General features: G+C 63.2%; 15 protein-coding genes. 9 read left to right on the plus strand and 6 right to left on the minus strand.

Going from position 1 to position 16,512, the window contains the following annotated elements; translation table 11 throughout:
• Together AC2FM5_RS16275 and AC2FM5_RS16280 are read left to right on the plus strand one after the other, a co-directional pair.
• The coding region (locus AC2FM5_RS16275) for a vitamin B12-dependent ribonucleotide reductase (protein WP_496736822.1) at positions 1-3,014 on the plus strand (3,014 nt) is incomplete at its 5' end.
• Between the two features lie 536 nt (positions 3,015-3,550).
• The gene (locus tag AC2FM5_RS16280) at positions 3,551-3,796 is read left to right on the plus strand and encodes an EF-hand domain-containing protein (RefSeq protein WP_093962168.1); all 246 of its coding nucleotides are present in this window, start codon (positions 3,551-3,553) and stop codon (positions 3,794-3,796) included.
• A gap of 51 nt (positions 3,797-3,847) precedes the next feature.
• On the opposite strand, the gene AC2FM5_RS16285 is transcribed toward AC2FM5_RS16280, so the two are convergent.
• Positions 3,848-5,392, minus strand: a complete 1,545-nt coding sequence (locus AC2FM5_RS16285) for a trimethylamine methyltransferase family protein (RefSeq protein WP_170528650.1) — start codon at positions 5,390-5,392, stop codon at positions 3,848-3,850.
• A gap of 415 nt (positions 5,393-5,807) precedes the next feature.
• On the opposite strand from AC2FM5_RS16285, the gene AC2FM5_RS16290 reads away from it, so the two are divergent.
• The gene (locus AC2FM5_RS16290; RefSeq protein ID WP_170442803.1) at positions 5,808-6,326 is read left to right on the plus strand and encodes an outer membrane protein; all 519 of its coding nucleotides are present in this window, start codon (positions 5,808-5,810) and stop codon (positions 6,324-6,326) included.
• A gap of 16 nt (positions 6,327-6,342) precedes the next feature.
• Here the strand turns inward: AC2FM5_RS16290 and AC2FM5_RS16295 are convergent, their stop codons facing one another.
• Positions 6,343-7,530, minus strand: coding sequence for a pyridoxal phosphate-dependent aminotransferase (locus AC2FM5_RS16295; RefSeq protein WP_496736825.1), 1,188 nt, complete (start codon positions 7,528-7,530; stop codon positions 6,343-6,345).
• Positions 7,531-7,795: 265 nt separating this feature from the next.
• Between AC2FM5_RS16295 and cysS the strand changes: the two genes are divergently transcribed.
• Genes cysS through AC2FM5_RS16310 form a run of 3 tightly spaced genes read left to right on the plus strand, consistent with a single transcriptional unit; the run spans position 7,796 to position 11,606 of the window.
• A complete protein-coding gene (gene cysS, locus AC2FM5_RS16300) occupies positions 7,796-9,196 on the plus strand; it encodes a cysteine--tRNA ligase (protein ID WP_496736827.1) in 1,401 nt (466 codons plus the stop codon).
• Positions 9,193-10,827, plus strand: coding sequence for a citramalate synthase (gene cimA / locus AC2FM5_RS16305; protein ID WP_496736829.1), 1,635 nt, complete (start codon positions 9,193-9,195; stop codon positions 10,825-10,827). Before cysS ends, cimA begins: the two co-directional genes overlap by 4 nt.
• A 2-nt stretch (positions 10,828-10,829) precedes the next feature.
• The gene (locus AC2FM5_RS16310) at positions 10,830-11,606 is read left to right on the plus strand and encodes a squalene/phytoene synthase family protein (RefSeq protein ID WP_170359273.1); all 777 of its coding nucleotides are present in this window, start codon (positions 10,830-10,832) and stop codon (positions 11,604-11,606) included.
• On the opposite strand, the gene AC2FM5_RS16315 is transcribed toward AC2FM5_RS16310, so the two are convergent.
• The gene (locus AC2FM5_RS16315) at positions 11,607-12,833 is read right to left on the minus strand and encodes an MFS transporter (RefSeq protein WP_170390708.1); all 1,227 of its coding nucleotides are present in this window, start codon (positions 12,831-12,833) and stop codon (positions 11,607-11,609) included.
• A 97-nt stretch (positions 12,834-12,930) separates the two neighbouring features.
• Between AC2FM5_RS16315 and AC2FM5_RS16320 the strand changes: the two genes are divergently transcribed.
• Both AC2FM5_RS16320 and AC2FM5_RS16325 read left to right on the plus strand, forming a co-directional pair.
• Positions 12,931-13,563: a DNA-3-methyladenine glycosylase family protein gene (locus tag AC2FM5_RS16320; protein WP_496736831.1), complete on the plus strand. Its 633-nt coding sequence runs from the start codon at positions 12,931-12,933 to the stop codon at positions 13,561-13,563.
• Positions 13,560-14,225, plus strand: a complete 666-nt coding sequence (locus tag AC2FM5_RS16325; RefSeq protein WP_170338468.1) for an alpha/beta hydrolase — start codon at positions 13,560-13,562, stop codon at positions 14,223-14,225. The genes AC2FM5_RS16320 and AC2FM5_RS16325 overlap by 4 nt, the downstream gene beginning before the upstream one ends.
• A gap of 10 nt (positions 14,226-14,235) precedes the next feature.
• Here AC2FM5_RS16325 and AC2FM5_RS16330 read toward each other — a convergent pair whose 3' ends face one another.
• Both AC2FM5_RS16330 and AC2FM5_RS16335 read right to left on the minus strand, forming a co-directional pair.
• Entirely contained in the window at positions 14,236-14,661 is a 426-nt protein-coding gene (locus AC2FM5_RS16330) for a VOC family protein (protein WP_170437622.1), read from the minus strand.
• A 31-nt stretch (positions 14,662-14,692) separates the two neighbouring features.
• Complete coding sequence (locus AC2FM5_RS16335; RefSeq protein ID WP_496736834.1) at positions 14,693-15,298, minus strand: pseudouridine synthase; 606 nt, start codon at positions 15,296-15,298, stop codon at positions 14,693-14,695.
• A 213-nt stretch (positions 15,299-15,511) separates the two neighbouring features.
• Between AC2FM5_RS16335 and AC2FM5_RS16340 the strand changes: the two genes are divergently transcribed.
• On the plus strand, positions 15,512-16,096 hold the full coding sequence (locus AC2FM5_RS16340; RefSeq protein ID WP_170359119.1) for an HNH endonuclease: 585 nt from the start codon (positions 15,512-15,514) through the stop codon (positions 16,094-16,096).
• On the opposite strand, the gene AC2FM5_RS16345 is transcribed toward AC2FM5_RS16340, so the two are convergent.
• Positions 16,093-16,512: disulfide bond formation protein B (locus tag AC2FM5_RS16345; RefSeq protein WP_496736836.1), on the minus strand; the 420-nt coding region annotated here is incomplete at its 5' end. The genes AC2FM5_RS16340 and AC2FM5_RS16345 overlap by 4 nt on opposite strands.

Consider the following 16,512-nt stretch of genomic DNA (forward strand, 5'->3'; position numbering starts at 1 on the left):
TCATGGATCTATGGGTGCGCGAGGCGCGCCTGTTCAAATACGGCTCGGGTACCGGGACCAACTTCAGCCATCTGCGCGCGGAAGGCGAAGCGCTGTCGGGTGGCGGCAAGTCCTCGGGCCTCATGGGCTTTCTCAAGATCGGCGACCGCGCCGCTGGCGCGATCAAATCAGGCGGGACAACCCGTCGGGCAGCAAAGATGGTGATCGTCGATGCAGATCACCCTGACATCGAGCAATTCATCGAATGGAAGGTGATCGAAGAGCAGAAGGTGGCCTCGATCGTTGCCGGATCGAAGATGCACGAGAAGATGCTGAACGGCATTTTCGAGGCCATCCGCGCCTGGGACGGCGCGCAAGCGGATGCCTATGATCCCAAGAAGAATGACGCGCTGAAAGCGGCGATCCGCGAAGCGAAAAAGGTCGCGATCCCCGAGACTTACATCAAGCGCGTGCTGGATTATGCCAAGCAGGGCCACGACAGCATCGAGTTCCCGACCTATGACACCGATTGGGACTCTGAGGCCTACAGCTCGGTCTCGGGGCAGAACTCGAACAACTCGATCCGTGTGACCAACGCTTTCCTGAAGGCGGTAGAGAAAGATGCCGATTGGGAGCTGATCAACCGTACCGACGGCAAGGTTGCCCGCACGGTCAAAGCACGCGATCTGTGGGAAAAAGTCGGCCACGCGGCCTGGGCCTGCGCCGATCCGGGCATTCAATTCCACGACACGGTCAATGAATGGCACACTTGCCCTGAAGACGGCGAGATTCGTGGCTCGAACCCGTGCTCGGAATACATGTTCCTGGATGACACGGCCTGCAACCTGGCTTCGATGAACCTGTTGACTTTCCTGAAGGAGGGCGAGTTCCAGGCGGCCGACTACATGCACGCGGCCCGTCTCTGGACGCTGACGCTCGAGATCTCGGTAACAATGGCGCAGTTCCCGTCGAAAGAGATCGCGCAGCTGTCTTATGACTTCCGTACGCTGGGTCTGGGTTATGCCAACATCGGCGGGCTGCTGATGAACATGGGCTATGGCTACGACTCGGACGAGGGTCGGGCGATCTGTGGCGCCCTGACCGCGATCATGACCGGCGTTGCCTACGCCACCTCGGCCGAGATCGCCGGCGAGTTGGGGCCGTTCGCCGGCTACAAGCGCAACGCCGAGCACATGCTGCGGGTCATACGCAACCACCGTCGCGCTGCGCAGGGTGTGACCGAGGGCTATGAGAAGCTGTCGGTCAAGCCGGTGCCGCTGGATCACGCCAACTGTCCGGACAAACGCCTGATCGATCTGGCCATGAGCGCCTGGGACGAAGCGTTGAGCCTGGGTGAGAAGAACGGCTACCGCAACGCGCAGGCCACGGTGATCGCGCCGACCGGCACGATCGGACTGGTGATGGACTGCGACACCACCGGGATCGAGCCCGACTTTGCACTGGTCAAGTTCAAGAAACTGGCTGGGGGCGGCTACTTCAAGATCATCAACCGCTCGGTGCCGTCGGCGCTGGAAAAGCTTGGCTATTCCTCGGCCCAGATCGAGGAGATCGTGTCCTACGCGGTCGGGCATGGCACCATCGGCAACGCGCCTGGGATCAACCACACCTCGCTGACCGGTCACGGGTTCGGCCCGAACGAGCTGGCCAAGATCGACGCCGCGCTGGAAAGCGCGTTCGACATCCGGTTTGTCTTCAACCAGTGGACGCTGGGCGAGGATTTCTGCACCGGCGTTCTGGGCATCCCGGCCAGCAAGCTGAACGATCCGACCTTTGACATGCTGCGCCATCTGGGTTTCAGCAAGTCGGATATCGACGCGGCCAACGACCATGTCTGCGGCACCATGACCCTGGAAGGGGCCCCGCATCTGAAGCCCGAGCACTATGCAATCTTCGACTGCGCCAACCCTTGCGGCAAGAAGGGCAAGCGGTTCCTGGGTGTTGACAGCCACATCACCATGATGGCAGCGGCGCAAAGCTTCATCTCGGGCGCGATCAGCAAGACGATCAACATGCCCAATGACGCTACGATCGAAGATTGCCAGAAGGCCTACGAGCTGTCCTGGAGCCTGGGTGTCAAGGCCAACGCGCTGTATCGCGACGGGTCCAAGCTCAGCCAGCCGCTGGCAGCGGCGCTGGTCGAGGATGATGACGAAGCGGCTGAAATCCTCGAAAGCGGCTCGATCCAGGAAAAGGCCGTGACCCTGGCCGAGAAGGTCGTCGAAAAGGTGGTAGTCAAAGAGATCATCCGCAGTCACCGCGAAAAACTGCCGCATCGTCGCAAGGGGTATACCCAAAAGGCGATCGTGGGCGGGCACAAAGTCTATCTGCGCACCGGCGAATTCGAAGATGGGCAGCTGGGCGAGATCTTCATCGACATGCACAAGGAAGGCGCTGGCTTCCGTGCGATGATGAACAACTTCGCCATCGCCGTCTCGGTCGGTCTGCAATATGGCGTGCCGCTGGAAGAGTTTGTCGACGCCTTCACCTTCACCAAGTTCGAACCGGCCGGGATGGTTCAGGGCAACGACTCGATCAAGAACGCGACGTCGATCCTCGACTACATCTTCCGCGAACTGGCCGTGTCGTACCTCGATCGCACCGACCTGGCGCATGTGAAACCCGAGGGCGCAACATTCGACGACTTGGGTCGTGGCGAAGAAGAGGGTGTATCGAACGTCTCGGAGATCAGCGACAGCGCGGCTTCGAAATCCTTGGAGGTTCTGAAACAGATCAGCTCGACCGGTTATTTGCGCAAGCGTTTGCCGCAGGACCTGATGATGTTCAACGGCGCCGCCGGCGAAGCGACCGGACTGTCCGAAGCGGCCGTGACCTTTGAAACCAAGAGCGAAACCACCGTCGTCACCGAAACGGCTACCGGGATGGATGCCCGGACCAAAGCCAAAATGCAGGGATACGAGGGTGATCCTTGTGGCGAATGCGGAAACTACACGCTGGTGCGCAACGGCACCTGCATGAAATGCAACACCTGCGGGGCAACCAGCGGGTGTAGCTAAGGCAAACGCCCCGCCAGGCGGGGTGTAGGGACCTGGATTTCCCCCCGGACTTCCGGTCCCGACGAATACGGATCAGGGCGTTGAGACTTACCCTAGGTCGCCCTGGTCCACTCGGCCGGCATGCCCGTGCTGGCCGGGAACAGGGTGGGGCGGAATATCGGTCCTTCCCACTCTCTCACGGGGCGGGTGCGCTCGTCCCATGTGCAGTCCAGGCCGCAGGCAAAAAAATACCGGGCGGTCAACGAATTGAGCCTGGACAGCAAAACTGACAGGGGGCTTCGGCCCCCTTTCTTTTTTCGACTCGGTCGGGCTGAGCGGCAGATTGCCGGGAACGGGGGTACGGATGAGGGAAGTTGTGCCGATGCGCCAGCGGGCGGCTTGGCACAGCGAAAGCTTGCGACTCCAAATGGCCCAAACGGGCAGGGATTGGCGCGAATTGCGGGAAAATCTCTGCGGCCGATGACAGTGCGGCTGAGCAGGTGTTTTGTGTGCCTGTCCGGACAGACTACCACAAACCCCCTATCAGGAGACTGACAATGAACTCTCAGAAACTGGCCGTTCTGGCCGCAGTTGCCCTCGGGTTCCCTGCGCTTGCATTCGCGCAGAGCTCGGCTGACGCAAATGGCGACGGCGTTCTGACCATCGAAGAGGTTCAGGCCGTTGTGCCCGACATGGATGCCGATGCGTTCTCGCTTTTGGACGCGAACGGTGACGGCGCTCTGGATGAGGCCGAAATCGCAGCCGCGCAAGAAGCCGGTCTGCTGCCGCCCAGCAACGGTTAACAGCTTGAAGTACGAGGCAGCCCAGAGCGATCTGGGCTGCTTTTCAATTGGTTATGCAGGCAAGTGAATGTTGAACTTGCTTCTGAGTTCCGCATCCAGCGCCGGATCGAAACGCGCCGGAGACGGAGCGCCAAGGATCTCTTCTTTTCGCGCGGTGGCCTTTTCGACCAGGTCCGGCTTGCCCAGCTCGGCCCATTCCTTGGGCGAGGTCCGGTCGCCAAGCGCTGGATAGACATAGTCGGCCTGCATCCGGCTGAGTGTTGCGTCGGTTCCCAGGTAGTGACCCGGGCCACCGAGACAGACCGACGCGATCTGGTCCAGCGCCAGCGTGTCCTCCGTGACCTCGATCCCACGAACGCATCGCAGGGCCTGACCGATCAGATCGTCACCAAGGATCAGGCTTTCAAAGCAGAAACCCAGCAGCGAAGCGTGCATGCCGGCTGCTTCGTAGACCATGTTCAGGCCGGACAGCCCGGCCATGACGTTGGAACACATCTGCTCCCATCCGGCTTGCATGTCGGGCAGTTTGGAGTCCGAAGCACCGGCTGCAGCGCCGCCAGGCAGGTCGTAGAATTTGTGCATCTGGGCGCAACCTGCCGTCAACAGGGCCTGCTCGCCAGACCCGACGCTCATCGCACCGGTCCTGAGGTCAAGACCAAAGGGCCAAGTGCCAAAAACCGCCGGAGCGCCTGGGCTTACGGCGTTTACATAAACCAGACCTGCCAGGCATTCCGCCGTAGCCTGGACAATCGCACCGGCCACCGTTGACGGGGCCGTGGCACCCGCCATCCCAGCGGATAGCAACAGGACCGGCATCCCCGCCTTGATGCATTCTTCCATCACCTGGCAGCTCTCGGTCGCGAATTTCATCGGAGGCACGACAAAGCAGTTCGAGTTCGAGACGAAGGGCCGTTCACGCCATTTATCCTCGCCGCCAGCGATCATATGCAGCATTTCCATGGCCGGAGCTACATAGCTGGGGTCTGTGAAGGATGTTCCGACATGCTTGTAAGTCCCAGAACAACAAGCATAAATCGTGTTCAGGTCCATCTCGCGGTTGTCGGTGATGTCACGGCAGACCATGGGGCGCTGCACGAAATGGATATTGTCCAGTTGTTCGCAAATCCGCGCGGCATCGTGCAAGTCCTGCACGGTTGAGTCGCGGTAGTTGCGGCCTTGGGCGTCGACCATGCTGACGGCGGCACCGGCGGTTCCATAATGAACGCGTCCGCCGGACAGTTCGAGATCGGTTTTGCCGTCGCGGCTGTACAGCGTCACCGACCGGTTGGCGCGGGCGATCGTGTCCTCGACCAGCGCCCGAGGAAAACGGATGCGTCCGTCATCGCCCAGCGTACAGCCGGCATTGACCAGGTAATCGATCCCGCTGGGTGGCGCGTCGGCCAGACCGATGGTTTCGAGCGCATCGAGCGCGGCGGAGTGAATACGCTCCATGTCCTGTTGGCTGAGCGGTTTGTAGGTGCCGCCCTCAAGCCCCGGGCGGACGGGGCGCAGATGTTCGGGCAGGGCCGCGGCACGGGCGGCCCGTCGGGCGGCGCGGCCGCCACTGCGGGACGTTGAGCGGGATTGGTCGTTCATGGTGAGGATTCCAAATTGAAAGTCAGGTCAAAAGGGGGAAGCTTCAACCCGTCACGGCCGTCCTCGTGCCGCACGCCCCCGATCGGCACCGATGGTGCGGCTGATCAGGCAGATCTTCCAGATATCGTTTGGCATGTGGTCCTCAACTCCTGCGACGAATGGTGTCAGGGTCCGCGCAAGCAATCTGTCCTGTTTGCGACCGATGTCGCTTTTGGCCCCGAAAATTTGGAACTTCGATGAACGCCGCAGGAAATCCTCACGCAAAGGGCGAAATATGTTATGCTTCCATTACTTATTGTTAAGATTTGCGTGACTTGAATTGATCTGACGGCACCAAAGCACATGTTTAATTGAGGTGCACATCACCGCATCTGTTGCAATCGCAAAGGGTGCTGAACAAAAACCGGAGGTCTGCATGAAACTGATCCGCGCGTTGCTGTCGGTCCTGCTGATTCCAGCGGCGCAGGTGGCATTGGCCGAGGATTGGACCGGGCCTTATGCCGGGTTCACCTTCGGTTATACCGACGCGGACGGCCCCGGCGGCAGTGGGGGCAACTCGGGCAGCATCGGCGCGAATATCGGATACGATCTGGATCTTGGCAGCTTCGTCGTCGGGGGTGAGTTGGAATATGACCGGCTGAACCTCGACCTGGGCGCTTCGGAGGGCAGTTTGAACAGCGTATCCCGCGTGAAACTGCGCGGCGGGTATGAGTTCGGGCGCGCTTTGGGCTACGTCGTGGTGGGTGCCGCGCGGGCGAATACTTCGGGCGACAGCGACACGGCGGCCGTCTACGGGATCGGCGTAGCCTATCCTCTGGGCGACCGGCTGATCATCAGTGGCGAAGCCTTGCGGCAGAATTTCAACGATGTCACGCGGTCGCGCGGCGATCTGGATACCAACACCTTCAATCTGCGCACGACCTTCCGGTTCTGAACAAAACCCGTCTCGGTCACTCGGCCGCCGTCTGGCTCGCCAACCGGGCGGCGAAATCGCATAGGGTCTGAAGGGCGGCGGCGAACCGGTCATCGTCAATGGTCATGGCCACGCGCACATGTCCAGCGGCGGCTTGGCCGAAGCTTTCTCCGGGCATGACCGCGATGGCGTGGGTGTCCAGCAGCGCATTGGCGAAGTCTTCGCCGCTTTGCCCCGTCGCGCGGATGTCCAGCATCAGATACATCGCGCCTTGAGCCGGGATCAGGCCCACCGTGTTCTGTCGGGCCAGAACCTGCATCGCCAGGGCGCGGCGGCGGCGGAAGGGGGCCGCGACCTCTTCCTCCAGTTCGTCCCCGGCGGTCAGCGCAAAGCTGGCAGCGTCCTGAATGAATCCCGGAACCCCGTAGGTGGTGTGCGTGGCAAGGTTGATCAGATGTTCGATGGCCTCTTCGGGGCCAACGATCCAGCCACAGCGCGACCCGGTCATGGCGTGGGATTTCGACATCGAGCCCACGACCAGGGTGCGGTCGGCCATACCGGGCAGGGCGCGGGGCGACAGGTGTGCGCCGTCCCAGACCTGCGTGTCATAGACCTCGTCCGAAATCAGCCAGATGTCGCGTTCGCGGCACAGATCGGCGATCTCGGTCAGGGTCTCGCGGGAATAAACGACCCCGGTCGGGTTGTTCGGCGTGTTGATCAGCAATGATGCGGCACCCTCGGCCTGTTCCGTGATCAAGGCTGCGTCGGGCTGAAAGGCATCCTCGGCCCGGGTCTGAACCGCGCGCGCGATCGCGCCCGCCCCTCGGATCGTGCCGGGATAGGTGGCGTAGAAGGGATCGAGATAGAGACCCACATCGCCCGGGTCGCACGCTGCCATATGCGCGGCGAACAGTGCGGCTTGTCCGCCCGGGGTGATCAGCACGTTGTGGCGCGTGGTCGGAACGCCCGTGCGGGTCTGCACCCGCGCGGCTACGGTATCGCGCAGCAGATCCGTGCCCGGCACCATGGCGTATCCGGTATGGCCCGCGCGCGCCGACCGGTCCATCTCGGCCAGGATCGAGGGGCGGGTGCGGATGTCATGCTCGCCGATGGTCAGTTCGGTCACGGCTTGGCCTTCGGCAATCATGCGGCGCGCGCGATAGAACACGTCCCACCCGTCCGAACCGCCTCGGGTCAGATGCGTGATGCAGTGCGAAAGTTTCATGGCGCGCCTCCGTTGCAGCAAGTCCGCCGAATGGGTCAGAGCCGCGATGATTTGTCAATCAGCTTCCCCCGCCGGCAATAGAAGTCTTGGCGCGCGGGACCGGGCGTGTTATGCGATGGGCCATGAACCGGAAGACCTGCATCATTATCTGCTGCATTCCCTGCTGAACTTTCACGCGGGCCGGTTTCTTTCGTTTTCTTCCCTGAGACAAGTTGCTAAGCCCGCGTCAACGCGCACGCTATTGCTGTATCCAGGAGCCAGACGCATGACGACGATCAAACTGCACAACACGCGGACCCGGACGAAGGAAGATTTCGTTCCGATCGATCCCGACAACGTGCGGATGTATGTCTGTGGTCCCACCGTGTATGACCGAGCGCATCTGGGCAATGCACGGCCCGTGGTGGTGTTTGACGTGCTGTACCGTCTGCTGCGTCACGTCTACGGGCCCGCGCATGTGACCTATGTGCGCAACTTCACAGACGTCGATGACAAGATCAACGCGACGGCCCTGGCGCGCAAGCGGGCCGGGGCCGAAGGAACGCTCGAGCAGTTGGTGCAGGAGCGGTCGGACGAGACGATCGGCTGGTACCTGCATGACATGGGCGCGCTGGGGGCGCTGGAGCCCGACCAGATGCCGCGGGCCACGCGGTATATCGACCAGATGATCGCCATGATCGAGGACCTGATCGCCAAGGGGCACGCCTATGAGGCCGAGGGGCATGTTCTGTTCGCGGTGGACAGCTGGCGCGACGAGTATGGCAAGCTGTCAGGCCGTTCGGTCGACGACATGATCGCAGGCGCGCGGGTCGAGGTGGCGCCCTATAAGAAGAACCCGATGGATTTCGTGCTGTGGAAGCCTTCGGACGATGAACTGCCCGGTTGGGAGTCGCCCTGGGGCCGGGGGCGTCCGGGCTGGCACATCGAATGCTCGGCCATGAGCTATGAGTTGCTGGGCGAGAGTTTCGACATCCATGGCGGCGGCAATGACCTGATGTTCCCGCACCACGAAAACGAGATTGCCCAGAGCAAATGCGCCCATCCGCACGGCGAATTTGCGCGCTATTGGCTGCATAACGAGATGCTGCAGGTCGAAGGCAAGAAGATGTCCAAATCACTGGGCAATTTCTTCACCGTGCATGACCTGCTGGATCAGGGCGTGCCGGGCGAGGTGATCCGGTTCGTCTTCCTGCAGACCCACTATCGCAAGCCGATGGACTGGACCGAGAAGAAGGCGCGCGAGGCCGAGGCCACGTTGCGCAAGTGGCGGGCGCTGACTGCGGGCATCGAGCCCGCACCCAGCGCGGCGCCCGAGGTGATCGAGGCACTTGCCGATGACCTCAACACGGCGGGCGCCCTGGCCGAGCTGCATCGTCTGACCTCGGACGGCGACGCCGCGACCTTGCTGGCCAGTGCGCGGATCCTGGGTCTGTTGGAGCCTGACATGGGGGCCTGGGCCGAAACCGACGGCGTGGATCTGTCGGCCCATGCCGACCGGCTGGCCCGTGTTCGGGCCGAGGCGATGCAGACCAAGGATTTCGCGGAAGTGGATCGGTTGAAGGCCGCCTATCTGGCGGCTGGTCTGGAAGTGCGGATGAACAAGGGCGGGGTCGAACTGGTGCCCGGCGCGGGTTTTGACGCCCGCAAGCTGGAGAGCGTGGAATGAGCAAGGAGCGCCTTTACCTCTATGACACCACGCTGCGCGACGGTCAGCAGACGCAGGGCGTTCAGTTCTCGACCGCCGAAAAGGTTCAGATCGCGCAGGCGCTGGATGCTTTGGGGGTGGATTATATCGAAGGCGGCTGGCCCGGTGCGAACCCCACCGACAGCGCGTTTTTCGACGCCGCACCCAAGACGCGCGCCCGCCTGACCGCCTTTGGCATGACCAAGCGGGCCGGGCGCTCGGCCGAGAATGACGACGTGCTGGCCGCCGTCATGAACGCCGGCACGCGGGCGGTCTGTCTGGTGGGCAAGTCGCATGACTATCACGTGACCGACGCGCTGGGGATCTCGCTGGAGGAAAATGTCGAGAACGTCCGCGCCTCGGTCGCGCTTATCGTGGGGCAGGGGCGTGAGGCGCTGTTCGATGCCGAGCATTTCTTTGACGGCTACAAGGACAACCCCGCCTATGCCATGCAGGTCTGCCAGGCGGCGCTGGAGGCCGGTGCCCGCTGGGTGGTTTTGTGCGACACCAATGGCGGCGCGCTGCCGGCCGAAGTTGGGCGGATCGTGTCCGAGCTGATCGCGGCGGGTTTTCCCGGCGACCGGCTGGGCATCCACACCCACAACGACACCGAAAATGCCGTGGCCTGTTCCCTGGCGGCCGTGGATGCCGGCGCACGCCAGATCCAAGGCACATTGAACGGGCTGGGTGAGCGGTGCGGCAACGCCAACCTGACCGCCCTGATCCCGACGCTTCTGTTGAAGGAACCCTATGCCTCGGCCTTCGAGATCGGGGTCAGCCGCGATGCGCTGACCGGTCTGACCCGCATCAGCCGCATGCTGGACGACATCCTGAACCGGGTGCCCAGCAAACAGGCGGCCTATGTCGGGGCGTCGGCCTTTGCGCACAAGGCGGGGCTGCATGCCAGTGCGATCCTCAAGGACCCTTCGACCTATGAACATGTCGATCCGGCCACCGTGGGCAATGCGCGGATCATTCCGATGTCGAACCAGGCCGGCCAGTCGAACCTGCGCAAACGCCTGACCGAGGCCGGGTTGCAGGTGGAGCCGGGCGACCCGGCGTTGGGGCGCATCCTTGAACGGATCAAGGCGCGCGAGGCCGAGGGGTATTCCTATGACACCGCGCAGGCCAGTTTCGAGCTGTTGGCCCGCGATGAACTGGGCCAATTGCCGCAATTCTTCGAGGTCAAGCGCTACAAGGTCACGGTCGAGCGGCGCAAGAACAAGTACAACCAGATGGTCAGCCTGTCCGAGGCGGTCGTCGTGGTGAAGGTGGATGGCGAGAAGAAGCTGTCGGTCAGCGAGTCAATGGACGAAAACGGTAGCGACCGTGGCCCGGTGAACGCGCTGGCCAAAGCCTTGGCCAAAGATCTGGGGCAGTACTCGCCCATCCTGGACGATATGCATCTGGTGGACTTCAAGGTACGCATCACCCAAGGCGGGACCGAGGCGGTGACCCGCGTCATCATCGACAGCGAAGACGGGCAGGGGCGGCGCTGGTCCACGGTGGGGGTCAGCGCGAACATTGTCGATGCCTCGTTCGAGGCGCTGCTGGAAGCGATCCAATGGAAGCTGGTGCGCGACTGCAGCCCGCAATCGGTGGTGGCCGAGTGAGCGTGCCCTTCGACGACGACGTCAAGGCCTGCGCGGCGCTGGTCCACCGGGCCGACCCCGACCGGTTCATGGCCGCGATGGCGGCGCCGGTGCAGGCGCGGGCCGTGCTGTTTCCGATCTATGCGATGAACATCGAGGTCGCCCGCGCGCCGTGGGTCACCCAAGAGCCGATGATCGCGGAAATGCGCCTGCAATGGTGGCGCGACGCGCTGCAGGAGATCGCCGAAGGACCCTCCGTGCGGCGGCACGAGGTGGTCACGCCCCTGTCGCGTGTCCTGTCCCCGCATCTGGCGGCGATGCTGGATGAATATGTGGCCGTAAGGCGTTGGGATATCTACCGGGATCCGTTCGAGGATGAGGAACACTTCGAGGCCTACTTGACGCACAGCGCAGGGTCGCTGATGGTCGCCTCGGCGCAAGCCCTGGGTGCCGCCGACGAAACGGTCCTGCGCGACTTTGGCTATGCGGTCGGTGTGGCGAACTGGTTTCGCGCCATCCCCGAGCTTGAAGCCCGCGGGCGCGTCCCCCTGTTGGATGGGACACCGGACGGGGTGCGCCAATTGGCCGAGCGCGCGCTGGACCGGATGGCCGCGGCCCGGGCGCGTCGCGCCGATGTTTCGGATCAGGCGCGCCCTGCGCTTTATGGCGGCTGGCAGGCAGACCGCGTCCTGCGTCATGTGCTGGCTGAGCCCGGTCGGGTCGCTGCTGGTGCGCTGAACGTGGGCGAGATCCGACGGCGCGTGTCACTGATCTGGACCGCGACCACCGGTCGGTGGTGATCAGGAGAGTTTGGCCTCGCGGGGTCTGAGCACCAGCCACAGCAGCGCGCCGCCCGCCAAAGTCAGCAACGGCACCATCGCCAGGTTGACGGCGGTCCATCCCTCGACCGGGGACCCGCCAGAACAGTTCATCAATCCGCCCGAGGCCAGCGACGCAATCGTCACGCCTCCGAACACCAGCAGGTCGTTCAGGCCCTGCACGCGGCCGCGTTCATGCACATCGTGCTCGGCCGCCAGCATGCTGGTGGCACCGATGAAGCCGAAGTTCCAGCCGATGCCAAGCAGCACGAGGGCCAGAAAGAAGTTCCCGATCTCAACGCCCTGCAGCGCGACGACACCCGCGCCGCCTAAAATCGCCAACCCGATGGCAACCATCTTCTCGGCCCCGAACCGGGCGATCAGATGGCCGGTGAAGAAACTGGGAACGTACATCGCCAAAACGTGGCTGGTGACCACATCCGCCGCATCACCTTCGGAGAAGCCACAGCCGACAACGGCCAGCGGCGTCGAAGTCATCACAAGGTTCATCAGCGCGTATGAGACCATGGCACAGATGATGGCCACGGCGATGCGCGGGGTTTTAAGCAGTTCGAGCCGCGACCGGCCTTTGGGTGCATCCTGCGATGGGCGGTCGGGTGTCGGTATGTCCAGAAACAGGAACAGGACCGAACCGATGACGTTCACCGCGATCACCGCGAAATAGGTGCCCAGGAACGGAATGACATAGGCCTGCGAGGTCAGTTTGACGATCTGCGGCCCGATGATGGCCGCAGCCAGACCGCCAGCCATGACGTAAGAGATCGCCTTGGGCCGGAATGCGTCCGACGCGGTATCGGCGGCGGCAAAGCGATAGAAGCCATGTGCGCTCATGTAGATGCCGGTCAGCAGGCTGCCGACAAGAAAGACGGGGAACGACCCTAGGTACAGGCCATAGGCTCCTACGGCGCCGCCCACCGCTCCGGCGGTTGCGCCGACGAGGAACCCGGCGCGGCGGCCCCAGCGCTGCATGATGGCCGAGACAGGCGTGGCCGCCAGCATCGACCCCAGAACGATCAGCGAAATCGGCAGCGTGGCGAGGCAGGCGTTGCTGGCCAGCGACTGGCCCGCCAATCCGCCGACGATGAAGATCATCGGCATCTGTGCGCCCAGAATCGCCTGCGCCGCCACCAGAACGGCAACGTTGCGCTTGGCGCGGGTATCGTCGGGGGCGGTGCTGGTCATCGTCATGCGCAAATGGGTATCGGCGAACCGGCGGACATACAAGCGGGTTGCATATGCGACAAAGCAGCCTAACCTGCGCCCCGAACCGCCACCCGGAGCAGCCATGACCGTTGGTCGAATTATCGAGACACCAGAATGCGTTGCGGAAGGGGCCGAGTGGCTGTCTGACGCCTGTCCGCGCATGGCGCACGCGATCGAACTGACCCGCCCGCTGCCCCTGCGCCGCCGGCCCGACGGCTTCGCGCAACTGCTCAGCGCCATCGTCAGCCAGCAGGTCAGCGTGGCCTCGGCCAACGCGATTTGGGGGCGGATGCAGCAGGCCGGCCTGACCGGGCCGCGCAAGATCAAATGGGCCACCGATGATGAGCTGCGCGCCGTGGGGCTGAGCCGCCAGAAGATCCGCTATGCCCGTGCGCTGGCCGATGCGCGGATCGACTACAAGGCCCTGCGCCAGGCACCCGATGACGTGGTCATTGCGACCCTGACGCAAGTGCCGGGCATCGGGGTCTGGACGGCCGAGATCTATGCCATGTTCTCGCTGGGGCGGGGGGATGTGATCGCGCCCGGCGATCTGGCCCTGCAGGAAGCCGCACGGATGCTGTACGGCCTGCCGGATCGGCCGACCGACAAGGCGCTGCGGCAAATGGCCGAGGCGTGGTCGCCGTGGCGGTCGGTTGCAGCCCGGGTTCTGTGGGCCTATTACCGCGTGGCCAAGGATAGGGAAGGGATCAGATGACACGGGTTTTGAACGCGCTCCGAAAAGAGCCGGTTTCGGGCGACACGCGCTCGGTCGTGGTGTTCGTGCACGGCTATGGCGCCAACGGGGCCGATCTGCTGGGGCTTGCGGACGTTCTGGGCGAACACCTGCCCGACACGCTGTTCGTGGCCCCCGACGCGCCCGAGCAGATCCCCGGCATGCCCAACGGGTATCAGTGGTTTCCGATCCCGTGGATCGACGGCTCGTCCGAGGAAGAGGCTCGGCGCGGCATGGAAATGGCGGTCGAGGATTTCAACGCCTTTCTCGATGCCCTGATGGTGGACGAGGACGTGCTGCCCGAGCAGGTGGTGCTGTTCGGCTTTTCCCAGGGCAGCATGATGAGCCTGCACGTGGCCCCGCGCCGCGAAGACCCGGTGGCCGGCGTGATCGCGTTTTCGGGCCGCCTGCTGGAGCCGGACCTGCTGGCCGACGAGGTGGTCAGCCGGATGCCTGTACTGCTGGTTCATGGAGATGCCGATGACGTGGTGCCGCCGCAATCGCTGCCCGAGGCCGCCGAGGCCCTGCAGCGCGCAGGCTTCAAGGAGGTCTTTGCTCATGTCATGAAGGGCACCGGCCACGGTATCGCGCCCGACGGGCTGGGCGTCGCCTTGGCCTTCATGCGCGACAAGCTGAGCCTGTGACGCGGCAGGGTCACCCCCACAGGTGACCCTCGGCAAACTCCACCGAATTTCCGGCCGGGTCGCGCACATAGAGCGATCGTGCCCCGTTGGGCCAGTCAAACTCGGCCTCGACCGGGACGTTCCAGTTCAGCAGATGCTTGCGCATCGACGCGATCTGGTCGCGCGTCAGGATCAGGCACACATGCCCCGGACCGCGTGCGCCATGCGGCGGCACCGGCAGGTCAGGGTTGGTCGTGGGCTGTTTCGTCTGGTCCGGGTTGAACAACAGCAACACCGAGGCGCCGACCCGAAAGAACACATGCCGACCTTTGACGCGCTGAATGCGTTCCAAGCCCAGAACCTCGCCATAGAACCGTTCGGCGGCGTCCAGATCATCGACATACAGCGCGGCCTCGAGAATGCCCGAAGGCGACGGGATTCCGGCTGCTACTTTCATGGAGATATGATAGCGGAAATCGCCGAAAAAGTCACCGCCGCGGTCGCCGGTCCCGCTTGCGTTGGGGGGCGGTTTCCAGAACGGGCATCGGCAAGCTGTCCCAGCTGCCGGGTGCGAGATCGTCCAGTGTCCAGTCTCCGATCTGGGCGCGGATCAGGCGCAGGGTGGGGTGGCCCACGGCGGCCGTCATGCGGCGCACCTGCCGGTTGCGCCCCTCGCGCAGGGTCAGTTCCAGCCAGCAATCCGACACCGTCTTGCGTTCGCGGATTGGGGGCGTGCGTGGCCACAGACCCTCGGGTTCGTCGATCAGCCGCGCCTTGGCTGGGCGGGTCATGCCGTCATTCAACTCGACCCCGTCGCGCAGGGCCCGAATGGCAGCCGCATCCGGGATGCCCTCGACCTGGGCCCAATAGGTTTTGGGCATTTTGTGCTTGGGATCCGAGATCTGGGATTGCAGCCGCCCATTGTCGGTCAACAGCATCAGCCCCTCACTGTCACGGTCCAGCCGCCCGGCCGGATAGACCCCCGGCAGGTCGATGAAATCCGACAGGGTGCTGCGGGGCGAGTCGGCATTTTGCCGGTCGGTGAACTGCGGCAGCACGTCAAAGGGTTTGTTGAAGCGGATGAACCATGACATGAGCTCCGCCATACTCTCAGTTCCGGACCTGCGCAAGCTGTGGATAACTGTCACGTGATTGTTACGGATTCAGAATAGTCCGTTACCGAGATGTTGTGGAAAAACAGGACTTGTCAGAGTTTTAACACGATATATAGTTAAGTTAAGACCGGGGCGGGTGCTCCCCGCTCTGGTGTCCCATACAGGCAGCCGAGAGCGAGGAGCGATTCAGCCATGGACGGAGATTTCAGGACCGAATTTGTCAGGGAGCCAGGTGCCCTCAAGCACCATCCGGCATTGGTTTTGAACGCCGATTATCGCCCGCTTTCCTACTATCCGCTGTCGCTGTGGCCCTGGCAGGAGGCGATAAAGGCCGCCTGGCTGGACCGGGTCGATATCGTCGCCGAGTATGACGAAGTGGTCCGCAGCCCGAGTACGGTGATCCGAATACCGTCGGTGGTTGTCCTGAAAGACTATGTGAAACCCAGAAAGCGCGTGGCCTTCACGCGCTTTAATTTATTTCTGAGGGATGAATTCCGCTGCCAGTACTGCGGCAGCCGGGGCGAACTGACTTTCGACCATGTCGTGCCGCGTGCAGCAGGGGGTGTCACAAGTTGGCAGAACGTGGTGGCCGCCTGCAGTCCATGCAATCTGCGCAAGGGGTCGAAATCGCTGCGTCAGGCGGGGATGAGCCTGCGCAAGCCGCCTCGGCAGCCTGACGCCAGTATGCTGCAGAATATCGGACGGAAATTTCCGCCGAACCACCTGCACGAAAGCTGGATCGACTTTCTGTACTGGGACGCGGAACTGGACGCCTAATAGGGACAGCGCGCGCGCCAGGCGGCCAGCCACACCAGAACCAGACCTGCGGACAGCAGTGCGTTCCACCCAGCCATGGACAGCCCGAACATTTCCCACGGGATATCATCGCACCGTACCAACGGGGCGGCCATGATCTGCTCCATCAACTCCTCGGCGGACAGGCCGCTGATACTGCCCGATGTGCAACTGGACGGGCCTTCCCACAGGCCGCGCTCGACCCCGGCGTGATAGACGCCGATGCCGGACGTGGCGGCGGCAGCGGCTGCGCCGAGGAGGGGCAGCAGGCGCACGCCCGGAAATGCAAAAGCCAGCACGCCGAGCAGCACAGCCGCACCATGCGGGTAGCGTTGCCAGATGCACAATTTACACGGGGCCATGCCGCCCAGATATTGGAACCCCCAAGCCGCAAGAAG

Source organism: Ruegeria sp. BHSA162 (genome assembly GCF_059613385.1).

Excerpts from the sequence above, each read along its gene's own strand:
- AC2FM5_RS16280 (WP_093962168.1), top strand. The coding sequence starts at position 3,551 with ATGAACTCTCAGAAACTGGCCGTTCTGGCCGCAGTTGCCCTCGGGTTC.
- AC2FM5_RS16285 (WP_170528650.1), bottom strand. The coding sequence starts at position 5,392 with ATGAACGACCAATCCCGCTCAACGTCCCGCAGTGGCGGCCGCGCCGCC.
- AC2FM5_RS16290 (WP_170442803.1), top strand. The coding sequence starts at position 5,808 with ATGAAACTGATCCGCGCGTTGCTGTCGGTCCTGCTGATTCCAGCGGCG.
- AC2FM5_RS16295 (WP_496736825.1), bottom strand. The coding sequence starts at position 7,530 with ATGAAACTTTCGCACTGCATCACGCATCTGACCCGAGGCGGTTCGGAC.
- cysS (WP_496736827.1), top strand. The coding sequence starts at position 7,796 with ATGACGACGATCAAACTGCACAACACGCGGACCCGGACGAAGGAAGAT.
- cimA (WP_496736829.1), top strand. The coding sequence starts at position 9,193 with ATGAGCAAGGAGCGCCTTTACCTCTATGACACCACGCTGCGCGACGGT.
- AC2FM5_RS16315 (WP_170390708.1), bottom strand. The coding sequence starts at position 12,833 with ATGACGATGACCAGCACCGCCCCCGACGATACCCGCGCCAAGCGCAAC.
- AC2FM5_RS16320 (WP_496736831.1), top strand. The coding sequence starts at position 12,931 with ATGACCGTTGGTCGAATTATCGAGACACCAGAATGCGTTGCGGAAGGG.
- AC2FM5_RS16325 (WP_170338468.1), top strand. The coding sequence starts at position 13,560 with ATGACACGGGTTTTGAACGCGCTCCGAAAAGAGCCGGTTTCGGGCGAC.
- AC2FM5_RS16330 (WP_170437622.1), bottom strand. The coding sequence starts at position 14,661 with ATGAAAGTAGCAGCCGGAATCCCGTCGCCTTCGGGCATTCTCGAGGCC.
- AC2FM5_RS16335 (WP_496736834.1), bottom strand. The coding sequence starts at position 15,298 with ATGTCATGGTTCATCCGCTTCAACAAACCCTTTGACGTGCTGCCGCAG.
- AC2FM5_RS16340 (WP_170359119.1), top strand. The coding sequence starts at position 15,512 with ATGGACGGAGATTTCAGGACCGAATTTGTCAGGGAGCCAGGTGCCCTC.